Genomic DNA, 23,333 nt, shown 5'->3' with positions numbered 1-23,333 from the left:
GCGCGAACTAACCTGCAACCATCTAAAACTTCGGGATCCGATAGGAACCTTCACCACCACCCTAGTTGGGCAATCGAAATTCACAAAGGATCATTTTTGGGTTCGGCAGGCCCGCAGCGATGAAGCTTGTGCCCTCTGTTCGTGTCAACTTGGGAAAATAACCACAGAGTTTTGGGTAGGTTATTCGCGCGGGATCCATCGAGAGACACCATTCACTAGAGAGAGAGCAAGCGATCTGTTGGACGGCGAGCCAGAGGGACGGGCCATGGTTGATGAACAAACTTTCCACCCGCCGATCATTGCTATCTATGGAAAAAACAGGCCTTGGATCGCTCTCGGCCACGATGCGTGGCTCTCGCACAGTCAAGGTACTTTAAGTTAACCCGCTATTTCTTAAAACGTCGGCCTGCGGCTGTAAGTGGGTGGGCCGCTTTTTCGCTGAAATCGCCTTGTGGCATTTGCTACATCATTCCGCGACACGCGATAAACAACGAGAGTCATCGAGCCTGGGCCCCGGCCGCCAACATATTGGACGCTGTTTCGAGATCTAAGATAATCTCTCTGACACGTTTGATGAGCTGTCCAGCTTTCGTCTCCCGCCATTCCTGTCGCCATTCGTGCAATCGGGTCGGATCGTACGCGACGAGCTTCATGCGCCCGGTCGGCATTTCTTTGACAACTTGCCAGGTGTGTCCCACATGCCGGCCCTTCCATTCCGTCACTGGAACGAACTTACCATAGCCAGCGTATTGCATTTTCATCTGTGTGCTGGTCTCGATGACCGCCAATCCGACTGGCGTAGGTCCGATGTAGACCACTGTCGGGCGAAGGGCTTCCGAAAACGACTCCTCGCCCTCCTCCGGACGAGAAGAAGGTACTTCGCCGCGATCGGTAGAGAGTCGGTGGAGGTTCTTGAACGACCCAGCTATAATTACGCGATGGCCGCGAGCTTCTAGTGCCACAAAGAGTGCGTTGGCGAAATCGAATGCAGCATGCACTCCCCTTCCCGAGACGGTCACGTCCGCGCGTTGAAACCTGTTCGGAAACCGAAGGTAACGATCGATATTATCAGGCATGTTTGCCGCAGCTTCGAAACGCCGACGGGTCAGGGTCATGAGCGGATGGTCCGAATCGCGGAATGCCGCACCCGTATTACGGACGTTGTTGGTATAAAATGGCTTGATAAACACACGTTTCGATTTGTCGCGCGTCCAGATCTCAGGATTTCCTGGACTAAGCGCGGGAAGCGGCGGGGGTGGAGCTCGTCCCTCCGCTCGCATTGCCCAGTAACCCCAACTTGGCCGTGGCACCTCCAGAGCTCTGCATACCCGTGCGAGATAGCTGGGTGATACTCCCAGTATTCGGGCGGCGGCGACCGAAGACTCCGCCCACATTAGATGAAAAAGCTCTACTCGCGTCATATTGACGGGCTTGGCTGCTGTGTTGAACCGCCTGACTTTTGTGACTTTCGCGGTTTTTTTCATATAGTGGGGTTTTCCCGACTTGGTAAATCCTCCGGACCGGGCGACTCTCTTGGAATGAACTGTCTTGTGTCATTCCAGCGCGATGGCCATTCAGGCGCCTCGTATTCTTCATCATCGAAACGGTGATCCGGATCCGCGACGATGATCGCCAGCTCCTCGGCCCATAGATGGAGCGCTCGGCGACGTTTTGTTCTGAAGGTATTTGTGTTGTAGGTGTCCTCGAGCCCCACCTGAATGTGTCCAATCACCGCTTCTGCGACCTCGGTTGGAACTCCTAAGTTGCTTAAGGCTGTCCGGACGGTTCGCCGATTGTCATGCAGGCTCCACCGCTCCGGCGCGCTTTTTTCGGGATGGTTCGCGAGGTAGATTTTCGACAATATCTCTCGGAACTTCTGAATGTCCTTTCCATTGTACCCCATGGGCGCCTCGCCGTCCGTCCTACTGAATACAAATGGCCCGTGCCTATCGCTCTGGCGGGCCTTTATCCGCTCCAACAGTTGCATCATCGGTACCGACAGAGGTACGAGCTGCACTCGGTTGGTTTTGAAGCGACACGCCGGAATGGTCCAAAGCTTTCGTCTCAAATCTATTTCCGACCATTCCGCCAGTCGGATCTCGTTCTTCCGTTGTCCCGTAAGCAATGCAGCCCTGAAGAACTCGTTCAATGGAAATTTGGTAACTTCACAAGCAGCCCAGTAGCAGCGTACTTCATCTGACGTGTGCGATCTTTTCCTTTTGATTCTCTGCAACTTCAGTGGCTTAATCTTTAAGTTTGCCAAAGGCGAATGGGTTACTCCGTATCCTCCACTCGCAAGCACCCAGTTGAAAAAGGTCTTGATCTTACAGAACATATTGAGTGCCTGCGTCGCGGCCGGTCGTACGCGAATGGCTTCGATGGCAAGCTTTACGTCGCTGGCTGTCACGTCGCGAATCGGTTTGTCTAGGAAGGGAATTTTTTCTGGATCGAGGAACTCTCGCGTAAGGACGCTGACATCTTTATGCGCCTGCCGATTTTCGATCCGGTTCGGCTGATCGGCAAGATAATCTTCCAACACGTGTCTGAAAGTCTGCCGACGGTATTCTTCATCCTTCAGCTCGGCAAGTAAAGTTTCCTCCGCCGGATCGATCCCCTTGCGGTTTAGTTTACTCCAATGGATGGCGATCGCTCGGGCGGTTTCGACAGACATTTTACACGCGTCTCCAATCGACCGGGTTGCGGGATTTTTCGCGTGTCCGTACCGGTCACGCATGACAAAAGTTTTGATCCCCCCTCCTCCGACCCGCACCTGCAGCTTGGGCACGACGCTGTCGTGGACGAAATAGGCATTGCCCTTCGACCAAGGGAGCGCCTCAATATCTTCATCGCTCTGAATTTTGCGAGCCATTCGGATTTTCCTTGTGAACGCGAGATCGGTCGGCCGGAATGGCCGCCTCGAAAATTAGGAAACCATAAAATTACAATTTAGTCAATCATATCAATTGGTTAATATGCCTTCCTGAACACTAAAGACTGGTATTGAGCGCTCTTGACGGTTATTGAAAAGCGATGTGTTTGGCGAATCGAGCGTCATTCATCGCGCATTTCGGCATCCAAATTTCCTAGCGGCAATCAAAAAAGGCTTCAGTTCCAAGTGCGCGTATAATCTCGTCAACTGACACCGTTGCGGCCGGCTTGTTCATAGGACCGCGCTCGAGATCAACTTTTTGGAGGCGCCCACCCCGCTACGCTACAAAGTGATCAACGCATCGATCGACCGGCTGTACAGTCCGTCAAAAAAGCGCACGTGGGCCTTCCGACGATATTTATCCAGAATGCTTACGTCGGTTCGATACGTTTGCGGCTGGGACTATTTGATCTCATGGCGATCTTTAGCGCGGATCGCAGCGACGTGCAGTTTCCCGAACGAAGCGGTGACGGGGCTCATTTAGTGCTCAGGTAGCAGTCGCAGACAAGAAAACGTCCTCGTTCCTCCACTCTGCAGGGCGGCGACTGAGTAAGCAGGACTTTAACGTCAAAAATACTGGATTTACGGTTCGCTGAAAGGTCACATCCAGCTTCTCACCACTGAAGTTTACGAGCCTTGTGACCAGTCATTTAAACTCCGCACCGGGCGAAAAATCACGTCGCACGAACACAAAGCGACAAACGATTAACCTTGGAACCCCAGGACATGGTGGAACAAGTGCGGTATTCGCAATTTCAGGCATTATATATGTGACATTTTTACAACACCCCTCCGTAAACCGTCACGATGTGTCGGTCCGATTTACTCATCTTGCTCATGGATTCGGCACCATTTTGGTAGTGGGCGAATCCTTCTAGGGTTGTATTTATCAAAGGCTCGCAACACCTCGCCGAAAGAATTCGAGTTCTCTCAAAAACGTTGTTTGCAAGGATTGGCGACCTTTAGCTCACAACATTTCGAATCGCTTTTAGAGAGCCGAATTCTTTATATTAGCAACATAGCATAACAAATTGCCCATGTCATGTTCATTTTGATCACAAAGTGTGTTTTTTGTTAATTTCTGGCTGGTTTGTTTAGCGAGACAAAATTGCGGCGCGATGCCACAGGTGATGCGACCGACAGCGACCATTATTGACTTCCCAATAGAAGGCTCAAAAAATCGCTTGAAGTGGGGTGTTCGAGGTCAGCTCTATAATTGTTGACTATCAATCTTAGGTTGCTCTCGAATTGCGTCCGGATATGATGGCGCTGCGGCAACGTCGCCGCTCCACTTACCCGAAAGACCAGAACGATGACGAGTAATCCATCGCCCCCCAGACGGCTCTACACGTGGCGCCAAGTGTGCGAGCTGACGACCCTGGCAAAAAGCACTATCAAGCGGTTGATCAAAGCCGGGCTATTTCCCGAAGATCACGCTTTAACTCCAGGACGACGGCGGGCGTTTTTCGCGGACCTAGTCGATGACTGGATAGCCAACCCTCCGCAATTTGACAAAAAAGGTGTCAAAAAAAAGCGCTCCATCGATGAGAAATGAAGGAACGTTTAATGCATGCAACAGAGGGACATGAACGCTTCCGTTGTCAAAAATGGTGCCACGGAGAGTTTTCAGCTCAGCTTACGCCTACTGAGATGGCAAAAAAACTATCAATTCAAAGCCAACTGAACCTCTGACCTTCTGCTTATCAAGCGGATGACTTGGGCCAATTTCCGACCTCTAACCATTTAAAGTCGCGCCAACCAATTGATAATAAACATTAAGTTGCAATTGACGGCGCGACTTGCCCAAACTACCCGCTCGTTGCCAGGCGGCAGAGGCAAAAATGGTGGGCCCGGAGAGACTCGAACTCCCAACCAAGCGGTTATGAGCCGCCGGCTCTAACCATTGAGCTACAGGCCCCGCCGGACGTGTCCGGTACACCGCGGGCCAATGGCAGACCGCGGGTGGGACTGGCTCTAGCGGAAAACTGGTTTTCCCACAAGACGTTGCCGCAATCCCTACACAATCAAACATCAATAAGGTGACAGGGACGAAACACAACTGGAGAGAACCCATCCATGACATCCACCTATTTCCCCCGCCGCCTCAAGACCGTCGTTCTGGCGGCCGCTTTTGCGGGTATTGCCGGCGCCTCTGCCTTTGCGCAGGACAACACGCCGCGTGAAGCCGTGATCACCGTTTCCGGCGAAGGCCGTGCAAGCATTGCACCGGACTTGGCGATCCTGTCGTTCAGCGTCGTCAAGGATGCCAAGACCGCCAAGGAAGCGCTCGACGCCAACAACAAGGCGATGGCCGATGTGCTCAACGCGCTGAAGACCGGCGGCATTGCCGACCGTGACCTGCAGACCTCCGGTTTCGCCGTCAATCCGCAGTACCAGTATCCGGACAACAATGATGGCGGCAATCGCCAGCCTGTTCTGACCGGTTACCAGGTGGCCAACTCGCTGACCATCAAGGTGCGCGACCTCGATAAGCTCGGTGCCATCATCGACCAGTCGGTGACGCTCGGCATCAACCAGGGCGGCTCGATCCAGTTTTCCAACGACAAGCCGGAAGCAACGATCACCGAAGCCCGCAAGTCGGCGGTGGCGGATGCCGTTGCCAAGGCCAAGATCCTGTCGGAAGCCGCCGGTGTTTCGATCGGCCGTATCGTCGAGATTTCAGAGAACTCATCCCGGCCCGAACCGATGCCGATGATGCGCGCCATGGCAAAAGAATATGCCGCTGACGCCGTACCGATCGCCACGGGAGAAAACAGCTATAACGTTACCGTCAACGTCACCTTCGCGATCAAGCAATAATAGCCCATCGCCAAGGCCGAAGGACAATCGAACCCCGCTCCGGCGGGGTTTTTTTATGCAATCGGTTTGGGCGATAGCTGACGCGGTATCTGGCAGAGGACGGATCTCGGGTCTGGAAGGCCCCGGCACTATAGGGGCGGTCAGACACCCGGCGAATTTCCAGTTTCCCAAAACAAAAACACCCCTCGCGGAAAACCGCGAGGGGTGAAACTTTCCGCCGGCCGGGGGAGACAAGGCGGAAAGAATGGGAATGATTAGCAGTGTTTAGCGGCCGAGAACCGGGCAACCGCGGGCATTGGCGAACACCATGCTGCGATAATCGCCGCGGCGCATGCCCTCTACAACAACCCGGCGGGGCGACACATCAACCACACGGGCGCGGCGCATGCCGAAATCGCGGGCCTTTTCCTGGGCGAGCCTTGGATCGCAGCGGCCACGGCGGTCACCGCCCCAGCCCGGGCGATGGCGACGATCGCCGTCCCAGTCGCGCTCATCGCCGTAACCGTCGCGGTCACGGTCGCGATACTGAACGTCGACAACACCGCTGGAATGCAGGCCAAGCGTCAGCGTATCGGCAGATGCCGGTGCGACAGTAGCGCCAAGACCGGTCAAACCGATCATGCCGGCAAGGGCGAGCTTTGCAAAAATCTGTTTCATGACTGTTTCTCCTATATGGGTCCAAAACCTTGAGACGTCCGCCCGCCTGTTGTTCCGGGGCATTGACGAGACCCTAATCCGGCGAGGCTGAACGGAATCCGAATCGGCCATTCATCCGGGGTTCAGCCGGAGCAAGAACGTGCTGGAATGGCAGGAAAAAGGCGGCGAGCGCGGATCTCGTTCAGCGGGCGAGCATCTGTTCAAAGACGCGAATATTGCGATAGTGGCTGAGACGGATGACGGCGCCATTTTCGAACTCGAACACGAACACACTCGGGATCGAATAGGACTGACCGCTGGCCTCGGGGAACCCCGGCATGGTTTCCCGGTAATGGCCACGCGCGGTGGCATCGATAGCGACGCGCTGGCCAAAAGCGTCGTGCATCAGCACCATGTCGCTGAAACTCTCGTCGAAATGACGGAAATAGGTCATCACCGCCATGCGCAATGGACCGGCACCGATGGTGCGCTGGCCGGTCAGGGTATCGAGCGCCACGTCTTCATCGAGGAATGTGCCGATCGTCTCGAAATCCCGCTCGTTCAGGGCCTGCATGAAGCGGCTGGCAATGGTCTGCGCGTCGGTCAATGGTGTTCCCCTTGCCTGTTTGGCCGGTGCGGGCGGCACCGGTAGAAATTCGATGGGCTCAGCGTCCCCCTGTCTGTCATTCCTCTGCCTGTCACAGGAATCCAGTCAGGCGACGTCCGTCACGTGGAAGAGCCTTTCGTTCACGGACGTGAGCGTGCTGGATCCCCGCCACAAGGGCGAGGATGACGGAGAGCGTAAAAAATCCGTGCTGTCCCAATCAATCCAATCGAAACCTTCGAACGTCCAAGCAACTGTTTTTGTTCCAATTACTTTAATCGATATGTCCCTATCGACGCCATCAAGATCGCACCCGCTCCCGTCCGTTTGTCCAGAGCAAACGCCTGCCAGTTCATCCCCCCAGATGCAGGACCACCTCGCGGTGGTGCGGGCGGTCGCGGTGTTCGAACAGATAGAGGCCTTGCCAGGTGCCGAGCATCAAACCGTCTTGCCCGACCGGAATGCCGATCGAGACCTGCGTCAGGGCCGCCTTGATATGGGCAGGCATGTCGTCCGGGCCTTCGGCGGTATGGATGATCCAGCCCATCGACGGATCGCTGGACGGCGGTACAAGACGTTTGAAAAACTGGTCGAGATCGCGCTTGACGTCCGGATCGGCATTTTCCTGGATCAAAAGCGAACAGGACGTGTGGCGCACGAACACGGTTAAAAGCCCCTCCTCTACACCGGCCTTGCGCACGAAAGCCTGCGCCTCGCCGGTAAACTCGTAGAGACCGGCACCGCGCGTCGGCAGGCTGATGATCGTCTGGGGCATGGTATCCTTTCAGGCCGTGCGCCCTGCAGCGTGGTGGTGCACAGAGTTACAATTCCAGAAAACTCTGGAAGCCGCCATAGATCATCCGCTTGCCATCGAACGGCATGGTCCAGTTGTCCATGCTGAGGCGCGGATCGGCCATGACCTTCTTGTTGATTTCGTCCCGCTCTTCACGCGAGGGATAGGTGATCCAGGAAAACACCACCACCTCGTCATCCGTGGCCTGAACGGCACGGGGAAAGGAGGTGAGCTCGCCATAGGGCACATCGTCGCCGATGCACTCGACATAGGAAAGTGCGCCATGTTCCTTCCAGACCGTGCCTGCGGTGCGCGCCAGATCCTTGTAGGCTTCGATACTGTCCTTCGGGACGGCGAGGACAAATCCATCGACGTAGGGCATTTCGGGTCTCCTCCTAGAGATGCGCCTTTTTATCGGTCCGTGCATGTCTCCCCTCCAAGGAGGCCTGCAGCGTATCGAGCAAATCCTGCGTCGCGGTGCCGGAGCGTGCGGCGGCCGGTGTTTCGCCTTGCTCATCGACATAGATGGAAACCGGCCACTGCTCGTCAAGGGCAAGCAGGCTGCGAACCGCTTCGGGCGGACGCACGCGGCCGAAATAATCTTCCCGGCACAGGATCCAGTGAAGGACGAATTCGCGAAACCAGGCATCGTCGGCGCGCGCAATACATACCGGCAACAGCGCATCGACATCCGCAAGGCCACGGAAGCATCGCGGAATTTCGCGCGGCTTCAGCGCACCGGTGCATTCCTCTTGCCGGGCGCAGCGCCGGATCCGGCAGAAGGCGGGAATATCCATTCGTGCCGCAGCAGCGCGGCAGAGCACTTCGAACAGTTCAGGATGCAATGGCAGTTCTTCAGGTTCGCAGACCGGAGGCATGTCTTTCTCCTTTTCGGGGGCAAGGGTGAAGGGAGCGCGGCGATGGACACGGGGGTTCTTCACGCGGCGTGTTTTTCGCCCGTGGTTTGAACCATCTGCAGGTTCGCCGGGCTCTTGCCTGGCGGAATTGGCCGGGGCACATCGAGTGCCTTAGGGTAGTAGAATAGGTGACACGCGATGTGCCCCGCTTCGGTGTCTTTTGCCGCGCTTCTCAGGTTCTTCTGCGCTTCTCTTGTCAGGAGAAGCCTCCAATGCCCCGGCCCGCCGCTTATCCGCGGGCTTTTCAATCCGGTGGGGTTTGGCCCTGGGCCGTCAAGGACGGCGTGACCACCCGGCACGCCCGGTCCGCTTTCACGAACCGGAGGAGAACCACCTTTCACGCAGCCCCGGGGATTTCGCGCGCGTTTCGCCAAACCGTCCGGGCACCGGCCCCACCTCGCCGGTAACGCAAACCGGTGTATCCGTGATGGGACGGGAAGAAGTATGGCACGGGGAAAGAGGGCGGGGATTTGCGGGGATGATTTTTTCTGCGAGACGCCCCGCCGTTTTATTCCGCACTGGGACAAAACCCGGCATCGTCGCGTGTTGCGGGACAGCGTGGACTGAGCCGTGCCGAGGCGCTATCCCCACTACCCCACGCCACCGGCACAGAATATCGCGATCATCCGGCACTGTCTCGTCCATGAAAAGACGACTGTTCCTTATTCCGGAGCGAGGCCGTCCAACAGGACGTCGAGGCCTTTGCGGAAAACCCCGTCCCAATCATTGTCCAGCAGCAGGCGGGAGCGTTCGATTGTCGGGTAAAGTTCGCCGAGACCTGGCAGGCGCACCTGTGCGGCGGCCATCTCATCATCCGAGAGATCGAAGCTCGCCCGGGTGACCGTCGCGCCAATGACATAGTTCCAGAGCGACCAGATGGCAACGTTCAGATCCGCGTCCGCCACGCCGGCTGCGGACAAGGTCTTGCTCAATAATTCCAGGCGGGCAAGGATGTTCGGACCGAGCGCCCGGCGCGGCAAAAGCGATGCCGACCAGGGATGGCGCAGCATGCTGGCGCGCCAGTCTTCGAGCATATGAACGATTTCCGCACGCCAGTCCTGAGGCTCACCTGATTGCGGCAGCCCGCGATACTCGAGCACTTGGTCGAGCGCCAGATCGAGCACCTGCTCCTTGTTGCCGACATGCCAATAGAGGCTCATCGCGCCAGAGCCGAGGCGATCGGCCAGCCGGCGCATCTTCAAACCGTCGAGCCCCTCCGCGTCCAGCAGTTCAATCGCAGTCGTGACGATCCGCTCCGGAGACAGAGGCGGTTCGCTGCGTGGCTCCTGCACGGACTGGATTGACGCCTCTGTCCGGCGCGACCGCTTGCTCTCAGCACTGCTGCGTTTGACTGCCATCCGTCTTCCTCGCTGATCAGAACTCCGATGTACGCCGACAATGCAATGAATGTCGATTCTCAACGATTGACTCGTACACCGTACGATGCGATTTTATCGTACGGTGTACGAGTCAATCGACAACGCGCTGAAAATTCGATCCTGCAGGCTGCGAGAGGACTTGCTCGCACGCCTCAGAGCCAAGAGAAAAATCATGTCACGCGACATCAAGAAGCGGCTTATCGGAGGGCTAATCATCATGACCATGGGCATCCCCACTGCGACGACAGCGAACGAGAATGACCACAAGCTGACCATCGTCAATCCGCAAAACCTCTACGACCCGACGCCGAATGGCTACAGCACGGCGGTGATTGTGCCCCGGCAAGCGCGGATGGCCTATATCTCCGGACAGGGCGGCCAAGACAGCGCTGGGGCCTTGTCGCCGGACTTCGCCGTCCAGGTAAAGCAGGCCTACGCAAATTTGCGCACAGCCCTTGATGCGCTCGGCGCACGGCCGGACCAGGTCGCCAAGCTCACGCTCTTCGTGGTCGACCACGATATGTCCAAGCTTGAAGTGTTGACCATGAGCGTCAAGGACATGTTCGGCGAGACACTGCCGGCGCAGACACTGATCCCCGTCCCCAAGCTTGCCATTGACCCCATGCTCTTCGAGGTCGAGGCCATCGTCGCACTGGACTAGAAGCATAAACCTGCCTTGCGCCGGCAACTCCGGAGTAGGACAGTCATGGGCGCCAAGGTCGAGATGTCCGGTAAGGAGCGACCGGTTTGATCGAACCGGCCCGCTCCAGTTTCCCGGTTACGGGTCCACTGGATCCATCGGAAACAGCGGCTCGCCCGCTGCGATCTTCGCTCCGGTCAAACTTGGCCGATGACCGTCATTGCCCTCTTCCAGCCCGAGCTTTTGCAGCAGTTGCGCGCCAATCGAGGGCATGAACGGGGTGAGCACCGTGGCGATGATCTGAAGGGTCGATGCGACGCTGTACAGGCTGTCGTTCAAGCGGGTGGCGGCGGTTTGTCTTTCGTCTGCGGTCTGCGCCGCTGCCACCGCCTTTGCATGCGCCCATGGCTGCTGGTCGGCGACATATTTGTTGGCTTCAGCCACCAGTTTCCAGATTGCATCCAGTGCCCGGTCGAAGGCATAGGCGTTCAGATGGGCGGTGACCGTTTCCTCAACGCTCAAGGCGTGCTGGATCAGCGTGTCGTGCTCGACGAGCTCCTTCGAAGGTTCGCGCAGGGCTCCGGCATTCGAACGCTCAATGATGCTCAGCGTGCGGTGAACGAGATTTCCGAGCTGTCCCGCCAGTTCGGATTTATAGGCCTTTTCAAAGCGCTCCAGCGAAAAATCGCCGTCTTCCGTTGTCCGGATATGGCGCAGCAGGAAATAGCGCAGGGCGTCGGCGCCAAAGCGTTCGGCATAGACAGCGGGCTCGATGGCGTTTCCGAGCGACTTGCTGATCTTGCGGCCTTCCGTCGTCAGATAGCCATGGACGAGAATGCGGGTCGGCAAAGGCAGGCCGGCTGACAGAAGAATGGCCGGCCAGTAGACCGCATGAAACCGGGTGATGCCCTTGCCGATGACATGATCGCGGGCATTGGCGTCTGCCCAATACCGCGCCAGCAATGCCTCATCGGTGCCGTAGCCGAGCGCCGTGATGTAATTGGCCAGCGCATCGAACCAGACATAGATCACTTGGCCGGGATCGCCGGGAACAGGAATGCCCCAGCCACGCGCCCGCCCGGCACTGCGCGAAATGCTGAAATCCTCCAGCCCGCGCTCGATCAGTGCGGAAATCTCGTTTTGGCGCGCATGCGGTACCACCTTGATGGTCCCCTGACGGTAGAGATCGCGCAGCTGCTCGGCATAGTTTGACAGCCGGAAGAACCAGTTTTCCTCCTCGATCTCCTCCAGCGGCGCATCGTGTTCGGGGCAACGGCCACCGGCCAGTTCATCGGACTTGTAGAACTGCTCGCAGCCGACGCAGTAAAGGCCCTTGTAGGACCGCTTGTAGATATCGCCCCTTTCGCAGCAGGCCTGCCAGAGCCTTATGACGCCCGGCGGATGGCGGGGATCGACGCTGGTGCGGATGAAATCGTCATAGGAGAGGTTGAGACTTTCGGGCAAAGCCTGGAAACGTGCGGCATTGCGCTCGACCAGATCGAAGACGGTCTCTCCCGCCGCCTCGGCGGCCCGGACGTTCTTGATGCTGTTCTCGTCGGTGCCGGCCAGCAAGCGCACGTCATCCCCCCTTTGCCGGTAGAAGCGGGCGAGCGTATCAGCATGAATGACTTCGAGCGCAAAGCCCAGATGCGGCGCGGCATTCACAAACGGGATGGCGGTGGTGATGTAGCGGACCAGGGCGGGATTGGGCGTTTGGGTCAATGGCGGAACTCCTCTGGATGGTATGGGGAGGCGGTTCCACAAAAAAAGCCGCCTCGGATGAAGCGGCTTGGGCGTCTGGCGAAAATTAACTCAGATCACGCAAAAGGCTCCGCTTCCCGGATGGAGAGCGGCATCATCATGTGCGAAAGAGCGTTGATCGGCAGACTGGTCATGCGGTCAGATAAAACAGGCGGGGGCCGCGTGTCAATCCGGGTGGCAGGCAGATTGATGAGTGCGATTGAGCCGCCGGGAGCACATGGGCCCACGGCAGCCATCGCGGAGATCACACCGGCCTATCCCTCGTTGTGGTTTTCGTGGAACCCGGCACTGCCCTTGCGCCAATAGCCGGCGGCCTTGATCCACGACCGGTTGTGGCCCCGTTCTTCGACGAAATGCTTGCGCAGCAGCTTCACCGTATCGTTCTCGCCGGCGATCCAGATATAGCCGTCGCCTTCGGGTAGCGGCAGCGACTTGACGGCATCCAGCAGGAACGCCGGATCGTTGGCATTGATGAGCGGCCGGTGGATCCAGCGGGTTTCGAGGCGGTTCGCGGTTTCGAAAACCTGCTCTTCCGCGGCACCGACAACCGTGGCGATGACGATCGCGGGTACGTTGGACCGCAGTTCTTGCAGCCGGCGGCCGATGGCCGGAAGGGCTGTTTCGTCGCCGATCATGAGATACCAGTCGAAATCATCGGTGACGACGAAGGAGCCGCGTGGTCCGGCGACGCCGAGCTTGCGGCCGGGCTTGGCGGCAGATGCCCATTCTGTGGCGGGGCCTGCCGCGTGGATGGCAAAATCGACCACCAGTTCGCCCTTGTTGGCATCATGGCTGCGCGGTGTGAAATCGCGCATCGGCGAAGCGGTAACGCCCTTCGGAAGAGCGGGCGCATCGGGACCAACCGGCCAGACGGGCGCCTCCTGCCCGGCCGTAGGCAGGCATAGCTTGACGTGATCGTCGTAACCGGCGCTGGCGAAGCCTTTGAGGTCATCGCCGGAGAGCGTAATGCGAACCATCTGCGGGGTGAGCCGCTCGGCCGTCTTCACAGTCAGCAGACGGCGGCGCAACTCGTGGCGGACGCGCGCGACGGCGTGTCTTTCTGTCATGTAAAATCCTTCAACGTGGGCGGTTCTAGCCGCGATTGATCTCTTCGACGGCCCGGCGGAGGATATCCGCAAGCCGCGTGGCCTCCTGGGAGGAACAGCCCCTCTTGTGAAACAGGGAGGCCTTGATCGCCTGACGGGCAATCTCCAGCGCGTGGTGGCCATGCGCTTCCGGATCCTCGCCCGGGACCTGCCCCCGGCCCTCCATGACATCGCGCACCGCATCCATCTTGGCGCCGATGCGGCCAAGACCTTCGATGATGCGATCGGCCGCTGCCCGGTCAGCCTCAAGTGCTGCCCGGCCGGCATCGGTGATGGTGAACAGCTTCTTGTTGCCATCGGCTTCCGCCACCGCATGGCCGATTTCGTCGAGATAGGTCAAAGCCGGATAGATCATGCCAGGGCTCGGAACATAGAAGCCGCCGGATATTTCCTCGATGGTGCGGATCAGCTCGTAGCCATGGGCCGGCTGGCGGGCAAGCAGCGCCAGGATCAGCAATTGCAGATCGATCGAGGACAGCTTGCGCCCGGCGCGAAAACCGTCGCGCGAGGCAAAGCCGCCTTCGAAACGGCCGGGACCATGGCGGCCATGACCGCCGTGTGCATGCCGCTCGCGGCAGGATTCATCGTGATTGCGGTGTTCATGTCCGCGGTGACGTCCAAACATGGAGTTTTCCTTCTTAAGATATAACGCTAGACATATCTTAAGATATATTTTTCGATAAACAAGAGGCGATGACGTTGTTTCGGCTGGCGCTTTCGATGGCTGCCCGGCCTGCAAAGGAAAAGCAAAGTGCTGCCAAGGGCTTCGGTGTTTCAGAAAAAGATCATATGACTGTCGAATATGGGACTGCCCATTCGTCTTTGCAGGTAAAGTTCACGCCAACAGGAGGAAAGTTCATGCAAAAGATCACGCCCTTTCTCTGGTTCGACAACACTCTCGACGAGGCGCTCGCCTTTTATCTTTCGATTTTCCGGCAGGCGAAGGTCACCTATCAGCAGAAGGGACCGGACGGAAAAACGTTCACCGCCGCCTTCGAACTGGAGGGGCAAGGCTTTATGGCGCTGAACGGCGGACCACATTTTAAGCTGACGCCCGCCATCTCCTTCTTCGTCGCCTGCGCCGACCAAGCGGAGGTCGATCATTATTGGGACCGCCTGCTGGACGGCGGACAAGCACAGCAATGCGGCTGGCTGACCGACCGTTTCGGCGTCACCTGGCAGATCATTCCGAATGCACTGATGCAGCTGATGAGCGATCCCGACCAGGCCAAGGCCGGTCGGGTGCGCGACGCGATGATGCGGATGGTGAAGATCGACGTCGCGGAACTGGAAAAGGCCGCCGCCGGATGAACGCGCCCTACCCTTCCAGATCGTCCTTCAACCGGCTGAGCAAGTTGACCGCCTGGGCGGCATAGGGACCGATCCAGCGGTCATGGATATGCTTGATCGGCAGCGGGTTGAGGTAATTCCAGCGCTCGCGGCCCTCGCGCTTGACGATGACCAGATCGGCCGCCTCCAGCACCTTCAGATGCTGCATCACCGTGCAGCGATCGAGGGCGGGAAACCGCGCGCATAAATCCCCGGTGGTCTGCGGCTGATCTTTCAGCACATCCAACATGGCACGCCGGCTGGATGCAGCCAAAGCCTTGAAGATTCTATCATTTTCATCATCAGTTGACATGTTATATTTTTATAACATAATGGGCACCAGGACAAGCAGAAAAAGCAGGAGGAAAGAACATGGAACTGAAATTCAGGGTCGCGGGCCGCATCGCTAAGCCTGTCTCGGCGGTTTTCGAGGCGGTGGTCAATCCGGACCAATTGTCACGCTATTTCACCACCGGTGGCGCCAACGGCAGGCTTGAGACCGGCGCGACCGTCACCTGGGATTTTCACGATTTCCCCGGCGCCTTCCCGGTGAAGGTAGTCGACGTGATCAAGGATGAGAAAATCGTCTTTCAGTGGGCCGCCTACGAAGGACCGGGCGCGGAAACGCCGAAATACGACACCACGGTGACAATGCTGTTCGAACCTGTGGATGGCAGCAGGACACTGGTCACCATTGCCGAAGAAGGCTGGCGCGAAACGCCCGGCGGGCTGAAGGGCTCCTATGGCAATTGCGAAGGCTGGACCGGTGCGCTTTGCGCCATGAAAGCCTGGCTGGAACACGGCATCAACCTGCGCGAAGGCTTTTACAAGTAATGCAGCAACAGGCGCGGCGGCTCAATTTTTCGGAAACCGCCGCGCCTGCCACTGGCTTTTCGGCACTGAACCACCGACCGCGAAACTGAAGGCGGTGATCCCGTTGACGTCGGCGTTGACGGTGCATTTGAAATCGACGTCGATCCAGCCGTCTGCAGTCTTGTAGGCGGCACGATTGGCCGTCATCACCTGCCCGACGATGGGCGAACCGTTGCGCGGATCGAAGAACAGCCCCCGCGGCACAGTATCCGGCCGGGTGCGGCGAACCTGCTCCAGCGTCTCGATCATGCACATCTGCACAATTCGCCGGTCCCTGGGCAACTGGCCGAGCGCCTGGCGGACGCGCGGATCCGACAGCGTATTGGCGGAATAGAGTTCACGTGCCTTCTTCAACTCCGATGGCGGGCGGCTTGGCCTGGCATCCGCCGAAACAGTCTCTGACGAGGCAAGCTGTTGATCGGCGGCATCGACCGGCCTGTCGGCAGGCTTGGCCTGCGGGATCGGCACTGTTTCGATCAGCGCTTCACCTTCGTTGAGCACCGCATTGGCATTGGCCGTTTCGGGAAGATCAAGCTCGGGTAGCTTGGCAACGGCCAATGTATCGGCGGGCTTTGCCTCCGGCTGGCTCAGCTGCGGCTCATTTTTTTCCGGCGTCTGTTGGCCGGCCGGTGGAATGACAGGCTCTGCGCGCAATTCAGGTTCGGGCTGGTTCTGCGGCTCCGACGGGCGATCGCCGCCTGCCTCCTTGCCGCCGTCCTTGGCCGCAGATTCGAAGGCTTGCGGCTGAAGCGGTTGCATTTCGGCCTTCTGGGCCTCGGTTTTTTCCGCTTCTGCTTTTTCCGCTTCTGCTTTCTCTGCTTCTGCTTGCTGGGCCTCGGCTTTCGCTGCCTCTGCCTTCTGGGCTTCTGCTTTTTGCGCTTCGGCCTGCTCCGCCGCCTGTTTCTCCGCAGGCGGCTTCGCACCTTCTTCCCCAGGTTTCACTTGCGCCTCGTCTATCGGCGTCTCAATCGGCTTGACCTCTTCCTGCGGCTTCTGCTGCGGCTCAGGTTTCGGCTCCGGCTTCTTTTCCGGCTCTGGCGCCGGTTTCTTTTCGGGCTCGGGCTTTTTTTCCGGTTCCGGTTTCTTCTCCGGGTCGGGCACCATCTCGACCTTGACCACCTCCTCCTTTTCAGGTTCTGGCGGCGTCATCGGCAAATCGAAAAGCAGAAACGCAGCGGCAACGACATGCACAGCCGCAGAGGCGAACAATCCCGCCTTGAATGTGCCCCATCGTTTTTCCGTATTCTGCGTCATGAATGGTGGATAGAACCGGATACTGACCGGATCGTGACCGGCGGGACAAAGGGATACGGGAACCGGGCGGCCTAGCCCGATAGCGGCCTTACCCCTAGCATGGGCGCAACGCTGTTCCTAGCGCAGCAGACACCAGCTCAAGCGTCCGTGATCTCGAAACGATCGGGATAGAAGGCCAGGTGGCCCTTGATGGCAGCAACAGCTGCATAGGGCGCCTCATAGGACCAGATGGCATTGCCCAGCCGCTCGCCACCGGACGGCACGCTGAAATAGGAAGCCTCACCCTTGTAGGGGCAATAGCTACCGTGATCCGTCGATTGCAGCAGCGCCATATCGACATCGGTGCGGGGAATGTACTGCACAGCAGGATAAGATGCCTCGCGCAATGTCAGCGCGCTGCGGGTGTCGGCGACCATCACGTCTCCCAGCCGGACGATGACGCGGCCGGGATTGGACGTAATCGTGATCGGATGATCCGGACCGGGGATCTTAACGGGCTTGTCGAGCATGGCGAACTCCATGTGTTTGAAGCGACTTTGCTTCTAACACATGGGGTCGCGATGACAGAGAACCAAGAGCAAGCGGTCTCGCCATGCAAATGCACGTGATGCCTTACCGATAAACGGCGTCTCGGATTTCGCCCCCTATCCAAGCGAACTGACGAGTTCCCGATAGGCAGCCTCCGGAAATGCCTTCAAGGTGCTGGTACGGACATTGCCGCCCATGCCGAGGGAAAGGGCAAACCGCGCCATCACCGCATCATCCGGCGCTTCGCACACCGCCACCATGTCGTGTTCGCCCATGGTCAGGTAAAATTCCCGGAACGAACCGCCCATGTCCTTCAGCAGCTTCTTCGCCGCATCGAGACGCCTCGGCGAGTCGCGCACATTCTTGACGCCCTGCTCCGTCCAGTTGATCAGCACGATGTACGTGGTCATGGCACACCTCCCATGCGGCGCAGCCGTGACGGTGGCGCCGCGATTGTGCCTCCGCCTCCCACCTCACCGAACACACCGCCCGACAAGGCGGGCGGTCGATGTCAATTAACAGAGCGTGTGCGATCGAGGCCCGAAGGTTTTAGCGAGCACTCAAGTATAAACCTGTCGGCTTGGGCGAACAAGCAAAGGTCGAGGCTCGCGTTGGCCGAACAGCCATCGGGCGGACGTTGCCCGATATCATCGCCAGCGGCCCAACGAAAAACCCGGCCAGTTTTCACTGACCGGGTTTGATGTTTCATTCGAAAAAGCTGTCGTTTAGCTATCGAGGAACGAGCGCAGTTTGCGTGAGCGGCTCGGGTGCTTGAGCTTGCGCAGCGCCTTGGCTTCGATCTGACGGATGCGTTCCCGGGTAACCGAGAACTGCTGGCCGACTTCTTCGAGCGTGTGGTCGGTGTTCATGCCGATACCGAAGCGCATGCGCAAAACACGTTCTTCGCGCGGCGTCAGCGAGGCGAGAACACGGGTCGTCGTTTCGCGCAGGTTCGCCTGAATGGCGGCGTCGATCGGCAGCAGTGCATTCTTGTCCTCGATGAAGTCCCCGAGATGCGAATCCTCTTCGTCACCCACCGGGGTTTCGAGCGAGATCGGCTCCTTGGCAATCTTCAGGACCTTGCGGACCTTTTCGAGCGGCATGGCCAGCTTTTCGGCCAGCTCTTCCGGGGTCGGCTCGCGGCCGATCTCGTGCAGCATCTGGCGCGATGTGCGAACGATCTTGTTGATCGTTTCGATCATGTGCACCGGAATACGGATCGTGCGGGCCTGGTCGGCGATCGAGCGGGTGATCGCTTGACGGATCCACCACGTCGCATAGGTCGAGAACTTGTAACCACGGCGGTATTCGAACTTGTCGACCGCCTTCATCAGGCCAATATTGCCTTCCTGAATGAGGTCGAGAAACTGCAGGCCGCGGTTCGTATACTTCTTGGCGATCGAGATAACGAGGCGAAGGTTCGCTTCGACCATTTCCTTCTTGGCGATGCGGGCTTCGCGCTCGCCCTTCTGTACCATCGAGACGATACGGCGGAATTCCAGGATCGAGATGCCGGTTTCCGTGGCAAGATTCTGGATCTCGCCGCGAATGTTGCGGATCATCGTGCCTTCGTTCTTGGCGAATTCCTTCCAGCCCTTGGCGGCCAGATTGGCGATCGACTTCATCCAGTTCGGATCGAGTTCGGCACCGGCATACTGTTCCAGGAACGAATCGCGCTTGACGCCATAGGATTCGGCCAGACGCAGCAGACGGCCTTCGTTCTGCATCAGACGCTTGGAAATGTCGTAGAGCTGCTCGACAAGGCTATCGACGCGGTTCTGGTTGAGCGACAGCGACTTCACAGCCGTGATCAGCTCGTCCTTGAGTTCCTTGTAGCGGCGCTCCTGTGCGGGCGACAGCGTGCCGGTCGCCTGAAGGCGAGCTTCGACCTGCTGGTCCTGCAGCTTGCGCAGCTTCTTGTAGGTCTCGGCGATGATGTCGAGCGTTTCCATGACCTGCGGGCGCAGTTCGGCTTCCATCGCGGCAAGCGAAAGGTTCGACTCGTCGTCGTCCTCTTCCTCTTCCTCGCCAGGCAGACCTTCGCCGCCGACATTGGTCACGTCGTCGTCGCCAGCGCGCGGCTTGCGGTTCTTTTCCTTTTCCTCGGCAGCCTTGCGGTCAGCCTCGATCTTCTCAGGACTTTGGAACTGCGGTGCAGCCTTGGCTTCCGGACCGGAATAGGTGGTTTCGAGATCGATGATCTCGCGCAAAAGCGTGTTGCCTTCGTTGAGTTCGTCACGCCAGATGATGATGGCTTGGAACGTCAATGGGCTCTCACAGAGACCGGCGATCATCGTTTCGCGGCCAGCCTCGATGCGCTTGGCAATGGCGATTTCGCCCTCACGCGACAGAAGCTCCACCGAGCCCATTTCGCGCAGGTACATGCGCACCGGATCATCGGTGCGGTCGGTCGGTTCTTTCTTCTTGGCGGTCGCAAGGGCCGTACCGCTCGAAGGGGCAAGTTCGCCACCTTCGCTCTCGCCGTCGGCGTCGTTGTCTTCTTCCTCGGACGCGGCTGGGCCTTCGTCGGCTTCCTCGTCCTCGACCACGTTGATGCCCATTTCGCTGAGCATCGCCATGATGTCTTCGATACGGTCGGGGTCAACCTGATCGGACGGCAGAACCTCGTTCAGCTCATCCATGGTCACATAGCCGCGCTTCTTGGCGGCCTTGATCATTTTTTTGACCGCGTCATCCGAGAGATCGAGAAGCGGGCCGTCGGGTGCGCCTTCGCGTTCGGCTTCTGCTTCTTCGTTCTCTTTGACTTTGGTTGCCATTTATATCGTCGCTTTCCTGGACAGCATTCAACGTGTGAGCGGTACAAACCTGTTTAAGGCCCGGGCGCGTCACCACACCCACCGCGAATCATTACCCCTGACGTAAAGGGATGATATTTAATTCCTGATTAACCACGATAGTCACCGCGGTTCCACCGGCCAGCTGCGACAGCAGTGCCATCTGGACATCACTTGCATGATGGTCGTATCCGCCGTACCCATTTCACCTTCTGTGTTTAGAAATGGTGATTCCCACAATTTTCGGTCCCGTCAAGCATTTCCGGTGAAAAACCGTTCAAATCGGCAAAAAAGACTGAATCCAGCGGAGTGCTTCAAAGATTCAGTTCCATGGCCGAAATGTAGGAACTGTTGATGGAAAGACAAGGGCTAAAGGAATCTACGCTTGCAGATGCGGTCTGACTTCAACCCGAAACGCTTTTCCGGCCGCGTCAAAAACTTCGCCCATCGACCTTGGTGATCGTCAGAGTTTCGAGATCCACATCCGGCAGGCAGCGGACATTCACCGCCGTCATCGGGCCGGTCTTGCTTTCGCCATCGGCATAGGGCGCAATTCCACAGTTGGCACAGAAATGATGCTGGATGACGTGCTTGTTGAATTGATAGGTCGACACGGCCGAGGCCGGCGTTTGCAGCTTGAAATTTTCGCGCGGCACGAAGGCGAGAAGTCCGCCGCGCCGGCGGCACATCGAACAATTGCAATCCATCGCCTGCGTGATTTCGGCCTCGACCTCAAAGGCGATCGCACCGCAATGACAACTTCCAGAATAGATCATCAAAACCCTCCCAAGTCCGGCTGCCTGAGAGATGATGCGGCAGGGGGCGATGTCAAGGCCTTGCCTCCATCGCCACCCAAAACGGTTCATGCCGGCGTCAAGGACGCCCGGGCCGGCAGTTAGGCCATTGTTGCGCCGATGACCAGAATTTCGGTGCGGTTGGGCACCCGGCTGTGCAGATCGATCACATCCTGATTGAGCATGCGCACACAGCCGGACGACACCGACTTGCCGATCGTCCACCATTCCGGCGAACCATGGATGCGGTAGATCGTATCAACGCCGTCCTTGAAGATATAGAGCGCGCGGGCACCGAGCGGGTTTTTCAGGCCCGGATCCATGCCGCCATTGGCAATGCTGTAGGGTTTGAGATCAGGGCGGCGGGCGACCATCTCGTCGGGTGGGGTCCAGCGCGGCCATTTGCGCTTGTACTGGATGACACCGCGACCGGCCCATTCGAAGCCCGCACGGCCAAGACCGACGCCGTAGCGCATCGCCTTGCCGTTCTCATAGGTGAGGTAGAGGAAATGATTGGCGGTATCGACGACCAGCGTACCGGGCCGCTCGCCGGTGGTGTTGTCGACCCACTGGCGGCGAAAGCGCGCTGGAACCTTCTGGTAGGGGACGGCCGGCAGCGGGAACTGCTCTTCCGGCCGGGCCGCATACATTTCGCTTTCGGCGGTATTCAGCACGATGGGTTCGGCTTTCACCGGCGCAATGACGGGCTGAGCCGTGGTGGCGCAGCCGGCAAGACCGAGCGCTGCAAAGGCGCCGCCCGCCTGAAGGAAGGTTCGGCGGGACACATTCAAATCAATCAATCTGGGGAACCTCATCTGCTTGTCTAAGGCCCCCGCTTGCCATGCCGGAGCATGCATTGGAACCCTCCTAACAGAAAAGTGATCGTTTATGACCGGATAACCGGGCATCTGCCAGAACCATTTCCGGCAGTGCCGGACGCCCCAGTTGGCGGCTGCGCTGAGCTGCCGCACCCAAAATTTCGCGGGGGCAATATTTACCGTCTGATAACCTTCAGACGGTTCATTGCGGGCACAATTCCTGCCTGCCAGTCAGGCCCATCCCCCGAAATGACGGAGATCAGATGTCCCTCAACCGACATATCCTCGCCGCCCTGGCGCTTGCCAGCACCATCCTGCCAGCCCAGGCACAGCCGGTGATGGTCAAGACTTTTGGCCATTGGGGCGTCTATTCCTACAACGATAACGGCCAGACCAACTGCTACGCCCTGACCATGCCGCGCACCATGCAGCCGGCCGAGGTCAACCACGGCAACAACTTCCTGCTGGTCGCGCCGAAGGGCGCCGGCGGCTACATGCCGCAAGCCCAGATGGGTTACGGCCTGAAGGCCGAATCCGAGGTCACGATCAAGATCGGCGGCGAGGCCTTTGCCATGACCCCGCGCGGAAACGTCGCATGGCTCACCCGCGAAAACCGCGACAACGCGCTGGTCGCAGCCATGAAATCCGGATCCACGCTGACGCTGCAGGCGACCTCCAGTCGCGGCACGAATACGCAATACGACTTTTCGCTGGATGGCATCACGGCGGCGCTGAAAAAGGCAACCTCGTGCTGATGGGCGAGCACCGGACGGTAGACCCCGCCAGCGGCGGGAGACAGCACGGATGAAGGCGGCAATCGTGTTCTTTTCGGCCTTCGCGGCAATGGTGCAGCCTGCCCAGGCAACGCCCGCACCCATAGCGGCCAGCGACAGCATCGCCACCTCCGGCCGCAATACCGGCCGTGTGACCGGCCTCAAACTGCCGCGTTTCGTCTCGCTGAAAAGCGAGACGGCCCGTATGCGCGTCGGCCCCTCGACCGATTATGCCGTGCGGTTCGTCTACATGGTCACCGGTCTGCCGCTGGAACTGATCGAGGAGTGGGGCAACTGGCGGCTGGTGCGCGATCAGGACGGAGCGTCCGGCTGGATGCACGCGGCCCTGTTGTCGGGTCAGCGCACGGCCACCGTTGCGCCATGGCTGAAACAGGGCGCCAATCTGCAGCGCAGTCCGGCCCAAGGCGCTGACATCACGGCTCTGCTGCAGCCAGGCGTGCTTGTGAAAATCCGCGACTGCAGCGGCTCTTGGTGCAGTGTCGCCCTCCAGCGGCCACGGCTCAGCGGTTATGTTGCCCAGGCGAAACTCTGGGGTGTCTATCCGCGGGAAGTCATTGAGTAGC

At 58.6% G+C, this 23,333-nt stretch carries 24 protein-coding genes and 1 tRNA gene; 6 read left to right on the top strand and 19 right to left on the bottom strand.

Annotated features, from left to right (window positions below; all coding sequences use genetic code 11):
• Positions 1 to 497: 497 nt before the first annotated feature.
• From R6X40_RS02365 to R6X40_RS02355, 3 genes are all read right to left on the bottom strand, one after another.
• Positions 498 to 1,484 carry a hypothetical protein gene (locus tag R6X40_RS02365; RefSeq protein ID WP_318410638.1) on the bottom strand — a complete coding sequence of 329 codons (987 nt, stop codon included), beginning with the start codon at positions 1,482 to 1,484 and terminating at the stop codon, positions 498 to 500.
• Positions 1,481 to 2,869: a tyrosine-type recombinase/integrase gene (locus R6X40_RS02360; protein WP_318410636.1), complete on the bottom strand. Its 1,389-nt coding sequence runs from the start codon at positions 2,867 to 2,869 to the stop codon at positions 1,481 to 1,483. Before R6X40_RS02360 ends, R6X40_RS02365 begins: the two co-directional genes overlap by 4 nt.
• A gap of 1,902 nt (positions 2,870 to 4,771) precedes the next feature.
• A tRNA-Ile gene (locus R6X40_RS02355) sits at positions 4,772 to 4,847 on the bottom strand.
• 158 nt (positions 4,848 to 5,005) lie between these two features.
• Here R6X40_RS02355 and R6X40_RS02350 point away from each other — a divergent pair.
• A complete protein-coding gene (locus R6X40_RS02350; protein WP_318410634.1) occupies positions 5,006 to 5,749 on the top strand; it encodes an SIMPL domain-containing protein in 744 nt (247 codons plus the stop codon).
• 264 nt (positions 5,750 to 6,013) lie between these two features.
• On the opposite strand, the gene R6X40_RS02345 is transcribed toward R6X40_RS02350, so the two are convergent.
• From R6X40_RS02345 to R6X40_RS02320, 6 genes are all read right to left on the bottom strand, one after another.
• On the bottom strand, positions 6,014 to 6,406 hold the full coding sequence (locus R6X40_RS02345) for a hypothetical protein (RefSeq protein WP_318410633.1): 393 nt from the start codon (positions 6,404 to 6,406) through the stop codon (positions 6,014 to 6,016).
• A 181-nt stretch (positions 6,407 to 6,587) separates the two neighbouring features.
• Complete coding sequence (locus tag R6X40_RS02340) at positions 6,588 to 6,992, bottom strand: ketosteroid isomerase-related protein (protein WP_318410631.1); 405 nt, start codon at positions 6,990 to 6,992, stop codon at positions 6,588 to 6,590.
• A 349-nt stretch (positions 6,993 to 7,341) separates the two neighbouring features.
• Entirely contained in the window at positions 7,342 to 7,764 is a 423-nt protein-coding gene (locus tag R6X40_RS02335) for a secondary thiamine-phosphate synthase enzyme YjbQ (RefSeq protein WP_318410630.1), read from the bottom strand.
• A gap of 46 nt (positions 7,765 to 7,810) precedes the next feature.
• Positions 7,811 to 8,164, bottom strand: a complete 354-nt coding sequence (locus R6X40_RS02330; RefSeq protein WP_318410629.1) for a DUF1428 domain-containing protein — start codon at positions 8,162 to 8,164, stop codon at positions 7,811 to 7,813.
• 13 nt (positions 8,165 to 8,177) lie between these two features.
• A complete protein-coding gene (locus R6X40_RS02325; protein WP_318410628.1) occupies positions 8,178 to 8,660 on the bottom strand; it encodes a hypothetical protein in 483 nt (160 codons plus the stop codon).
• A 701-nt stretch (positions 8,661 to 9,361) separates the two neighbouring features.
• Positions 9,362 to 10,057: a TetR/AcrR family transcriptional regulator gene (locus tag R6X40_RS02320; protein ID WP_318410626.1), complete on the bottom strand. Its 696-nt coding sequence runs from the start codon at positions 10,055 to 10,057 to the stop codon at positions 9,362 to 9,364.
• Positions 10,058 to 10,250: 193 nt separating this feature from the next.
• Here R6X40_RS02320 and R6X40_RS02315 point away from each other — a divergent pair, with 193 nt between their 5' ends.
• Complete coding sequence (locus tag R6X40_RS02315) at positions 10,251 to 10,739, top strand: RidA family protein (protein ID WP_318410625.1); 489 nt, start codon at positions 10,251 to 10,253, stop codon at positions 10,737 to 10,739.
• Positions 10,740 to 10,856: 117 nt separating this feature from the next.
• Here R6X40_RS02315 and metG read toward each other — a convergent pair whose 3' ends face one another.
• The 3 genes from metG to R6X40_RS02300 form a co-directional block, all read right to left on the bottom strand.
• Positions 10,857 to 12,440: a methionine--tRNA ligase gene (metG, locus tag R6X40_RS02310; protein ID WP_318410623.1), complete on the bottom strand. Its 1,584-nt coding sequence runs from the start codon at positions 12,438 to 12,440 to the stop codon at positions 10,857 to 10,859.
• A 293-nt stretch (positions 12,441 to 12,733) separates the two neighbouring features.
• Entirely contained in the window at positions 12,734 to 13,546 is an 813-nt protein-coding gene (locus R6X40_RS02305) for a siderophore-interacting protein (protein ID WP_318410622.1), read from the bottom strand.
• 25 nt (positions 13,547 to 13,571) lie between these two features.
• Positions 13,572 to 14,210, bottom strand: coding sequence for a PadR family transcriptional regulator (locus R6X40_RS02300; protein WP_318410621.1), 639 nt, complete (start codon positions 14,208 to 14,210; stop codon positions 13,572 to 13,574).
• 233 nt (positions 14,211 to 14,443) lie between these two features.
• On the opposite strand from R6X40_RS02300, the gene R6X40_RS02295 reads away from it, so the two are divergent.
• Complete coding sequence (locus tag R6X40_RS02295; RefSeq protein ID WP_318410619.1) at positions 14,444 to 14,896, top strand: VOC family protein; 453 nt, start codon at positions 14,444 to 14,446, stop codon at positions 14,894 to 14,896.
• 7 nt (positions 14,897 to 14,903) lie between these two features.
• Here the strand turns inward: R6X40_RS02295 and R6X40_RS02290 are convergent, their stop codons facing one another.
• Positions 14,904 to 15,227, bottom strand: coding sequence for a metalloregulator ArsR/SmtB family transcription factor (locus R6X40_RS02290; protein WP_318410618.1), 324 nt, complete (start codon positions 15,225 to 15,227; stop codon positions 14,904 to 14,906).
• Between the two features lie 59 nt (positions 15,228 to 15,286).
• Here R6X40_RS02290 and R6X40_RS02285 point away from each other — a divergent pair, with 59 nt between their 5' ends.
• A complete protein-coding gene (locus tag R6X40_RS02285; RefSeq protein ID WP_318410616.1) occupies positions 15,287 to 15,748 on the top strand; it encodes an SRPBCC family protein in 462 nt (153 codons plus the stop codon).
• A 21-nt stretch (positions 15,749 to 15,769) separates the two neighbouring features.
• On the opposite strand, the gene R6X40_RS02280 is transcribed toward R6X40_RS02285, so the two are convergent.
• The 6 genes from R6X40_RS02280 to R6X40_RS02255 all read right to left on the bottom strand — a co-directional run bounded on the left by R6X40_RS02280 (position 15,770) and on the right by R6X40_RS02255 (position 21,958).
• Entirely contained in the window at positions 15,770 to 17,041 is a 1,272-nt protein-coding gene (locus R6X40_RS02280; protein WP_318410614.1) for a DUF930 domain-containing protein, read from the bottom strand.
• 137 nt (positions 17,042 to 17,178) lie between these two features.
• Positions 17,179 to 17,550 carry a DUF427 domain-containing protein gene (locus R6X40_RS02275; RefSeq protein WP_318410613.1) on the bottom strand — a complete coding sequence of 124 codons (372 nt, stop codon included), beginning with the start codon at positions 17,548 to 17,550 and terminating at the stop codon, positions 17,179 to 17,181.
• Positions 17,551 to 17,685: 135 nt separating this feature from the next.
• On the bottom strand, positions 17,686 to 17,979 hold the full coding sequence (locus R6X40_RS02270; RefSeq protein WP_318410612.1) for a GYD domain-containing protein: 294 nt from the start codon (positions 17,977 to 17,979) through the stop codon (positions 17,686 to 17,688).
• A gap of 315 nt (positions 17,980 to 18,294) precedes the next feature.
• Positions 18,295 to 20,346 carry an RNA polymerase sigma factor RpoD gene (gene rpoD / locus R6X40_RS02265; RefSeq protein ID WP_318410610.1) on the bottom strand — a complete coding sequence of 684 codons (2,052 nt, stop codon included), beginning with the start codon at positions 20,344 to 20,346 and terminating at the stop codon, positions 18,295 to 18,297.
• Positions 20,347 to 20,795: 449 nt separating this feature from the next.
• Positions 20,796 to 21,140, bottom strand: a complete 345-nt coding sequence (locus R6X40_RS02260) for a GFA family protein (protein WP_318410609.1) — start codon at positions 21,138 to 21,140, stop codon at positions 20,796 to 20,798.
• Positions 21,141 to 21,259: 119 nt separating this feature from the next.
• Positions 21,260 to 21,958, bottom strand: coding sequence for a L,D-transpeptidase (locus R6X40_RS02255; protein ID WP_318410608.1), 699 nt, complete (start codon positions 21,956 to 21,958; stop codon positions 21,260 to 21,262).
• 281 nt (positions 21,959 to 22,239) lie between these two features.
• On the opposite strand from R6X40_RS02255, the gene R6X40_RS02250 reads away from it, so the two are divergent.
• Together R6X40_RS02250 and R6X40_RS02245 are read left to right on the top strand one after the other, a co-directional pair.
• Complete coding sequence (locus R6X40_RS02250; RefSeq protein ID WP_318410607.1) at positions 22,240 to 22,731, top strand: invasion associated locus B family protein; 492 nt, start codon at positions 22,240 to 22,242, stop codon at positions 22,729 to 22,731.
• A gap of 49 nt (positions 22,732 to 22,780) precedes the next feature.
• Entirely contained in the window at positions 22,781 to 23,332 is a 552-nt protein-coding gene (locus tag R6X40_RS02245; RefSeq protein ID WP_318410605.1) for an SH3 domain-containing protein, read from the top strand.
• The last annotated feature ends 1 nt before the right edge of the window (position 23,333 follow it).

Origin of the sequence: Rhizobium sp. PL01 (assembly GCF_033447125.1) — a bacterium.
Lineage (GTDB): Bacteria > Pseudomonadota > Alphaproteobacteria > Rhizobiales > Rhizobiaceae > Pararhizobium.
The sequence above is the reverse complement of the archived record's forward strand: the minus strand, read 5'-3'. Positions and strand labels throughout refer to the sequence as shown.

Bases quoted from the DNA above. Each gene is read 5' to 3' on its own strand.
- R6X40_RS02365 (WP_318410638.1), bottom strand. From the start codon at position 1,484: ATGAAAAAAACCGCGAAAGTCACAAAAGTCAGGCGGTTCAACACAGCA.
- R6X40_RS02360 (WP_318410636.1), bottom strand. From the start codon at position 2,869: ATGGCTCGCAAAATTCAGAGCGATGAAGATATTGAGGCGCTCCCTTGG.
- R6X40_RS02350 (WP_318410634.1), top strand. From the start codon at position 5,006: ATGACATCCACCTATTTCCCCCGCCGCCTCAAGACCGTCGTTCTGGCG.
- R6X40_RS02345 (WP_318410633.1), bottom strand. From the start codon at position 6,406: ATGAAACAGATTTTTGCAAAGCTCGCCCTTGCCGGCATGATCGGTTTG.
- R6X40_RS02335 (WP_318410630.1), bottom strand. From the start codon at position 7,764: ATGCCCCAGACGATCATCAGCCTGCCGACGCGCGGTGCCGGTCTCTAC.
- R6X40_RS02330 (WP_318410629.1), bottom strand. From the start codon at position 8,164: ATGCCCTACGTCGATGGATTTGTCCTCGCCGTCCCGAAGGACAGTATC.
- R6X40_RS02325 (WP_318410628.1), bottom strand. From the start codon at position 8,660: ATGCCTCCGGTCTGCGAACCTGAAGAACTGCCATTGCATCCTGAACTG.
- R6X40_RS02320 (WP_318410626.1), bottom strand. From the start codon at position 10,057: ATGGCAGTCAAACGCAGCAGTGCTGAGAGCAAGCGGTCGCGCCGGACA.
- R6X40_RS02315 (WP_318410625.1), top strand. From the start codon at position 10,251: ATGTCACGCGACATCAAGAAGCGGCTTATCGGAGGGCTAATCATCATG.
- R6X40_RS02305 (WP_318410622.1), bottom strand. From the start codon at position 13,546: ATGACAGAAAGACACGCCGTCGCGCGCGTCCGCCACGAGTTGCGCCGC.
- R6X40_RS02300 (WP_318410621.1), bottom strand. From the start codon at position 14,210: ATGTTTGGACGTCACCGCGGACATGAACACCGCAATCACGATGAATCC.
- R6X40_RS02295 (WP_318410619.1), top strand. From the start codon at position 14,444: ATGCAAAAGATCACGCCCTTTCTCTGGTTCGACAACACTCTCGACGAG.
- R6X40_RS02290 (WP_318410618.1), bottom strand. From the start codon at position 15,227: ATGTCAACTGATGATGAAAATGATAGAATCTTCAAGGCTTTGGCTGCA.
- R6X40_RS02285 (WP_318410616.1), top strand. From the start codon at position 15,287: ATGGAACTGAAATTCAGGGTCGCGGGCCGCATCGCTAAGCCTGTCTCG.
- R6X40_RS02280 (WP_318410614.1), bottom strand. From the start codon at position 17,041: ATGACGCAGAATACGGAAAAACGATGGGGCACATTCAAGGCGGGATTG.
- R6X40_RS02275 (WP_318410613.1), bottom strand. From the start codon at position 17,550: ATGCTCGACAAGCCCGTTAAGATCCCCGGTCCGGATCATCCGATCACG.
- R6X40_RS02270 (WP_318410612.1), bottom strand. From the start codon at position 17,979: ATGACCACGTACATCGTGCTGATCAACTGGACGGAGCAGGGCGTCAAG.
- rpoD (WP_318410610.1), bottom strand. From the start codon at position 20,346: ATGGCAACCAAAGTCAAAGAGAACGAAGAAGCAGAAGCCGAACGCGAA.
- R6X40_RS02260 (WP_318410609.1), bottom strand. From the start codon at position 21,140: ATGATCTATTCTGGAAGTTGTCATTGCGGTGCGATCGCCTTTGAGGTC.
- R6X40_RS02250 (WP_318410607.1), top strand. From the start codon at position 22,240: ATGTCCCTCAACCGACATATCCTCGCCGCCCTGGCGCTTGCCAGCACC.
- R6X40_RS02245 (WP_318410605.1), top strand. From the start codon at position 22,781: ATGAAGGCGGCAATCGTGTTCTTTTCGGCCTTCGCGGCAATGGTGCAG.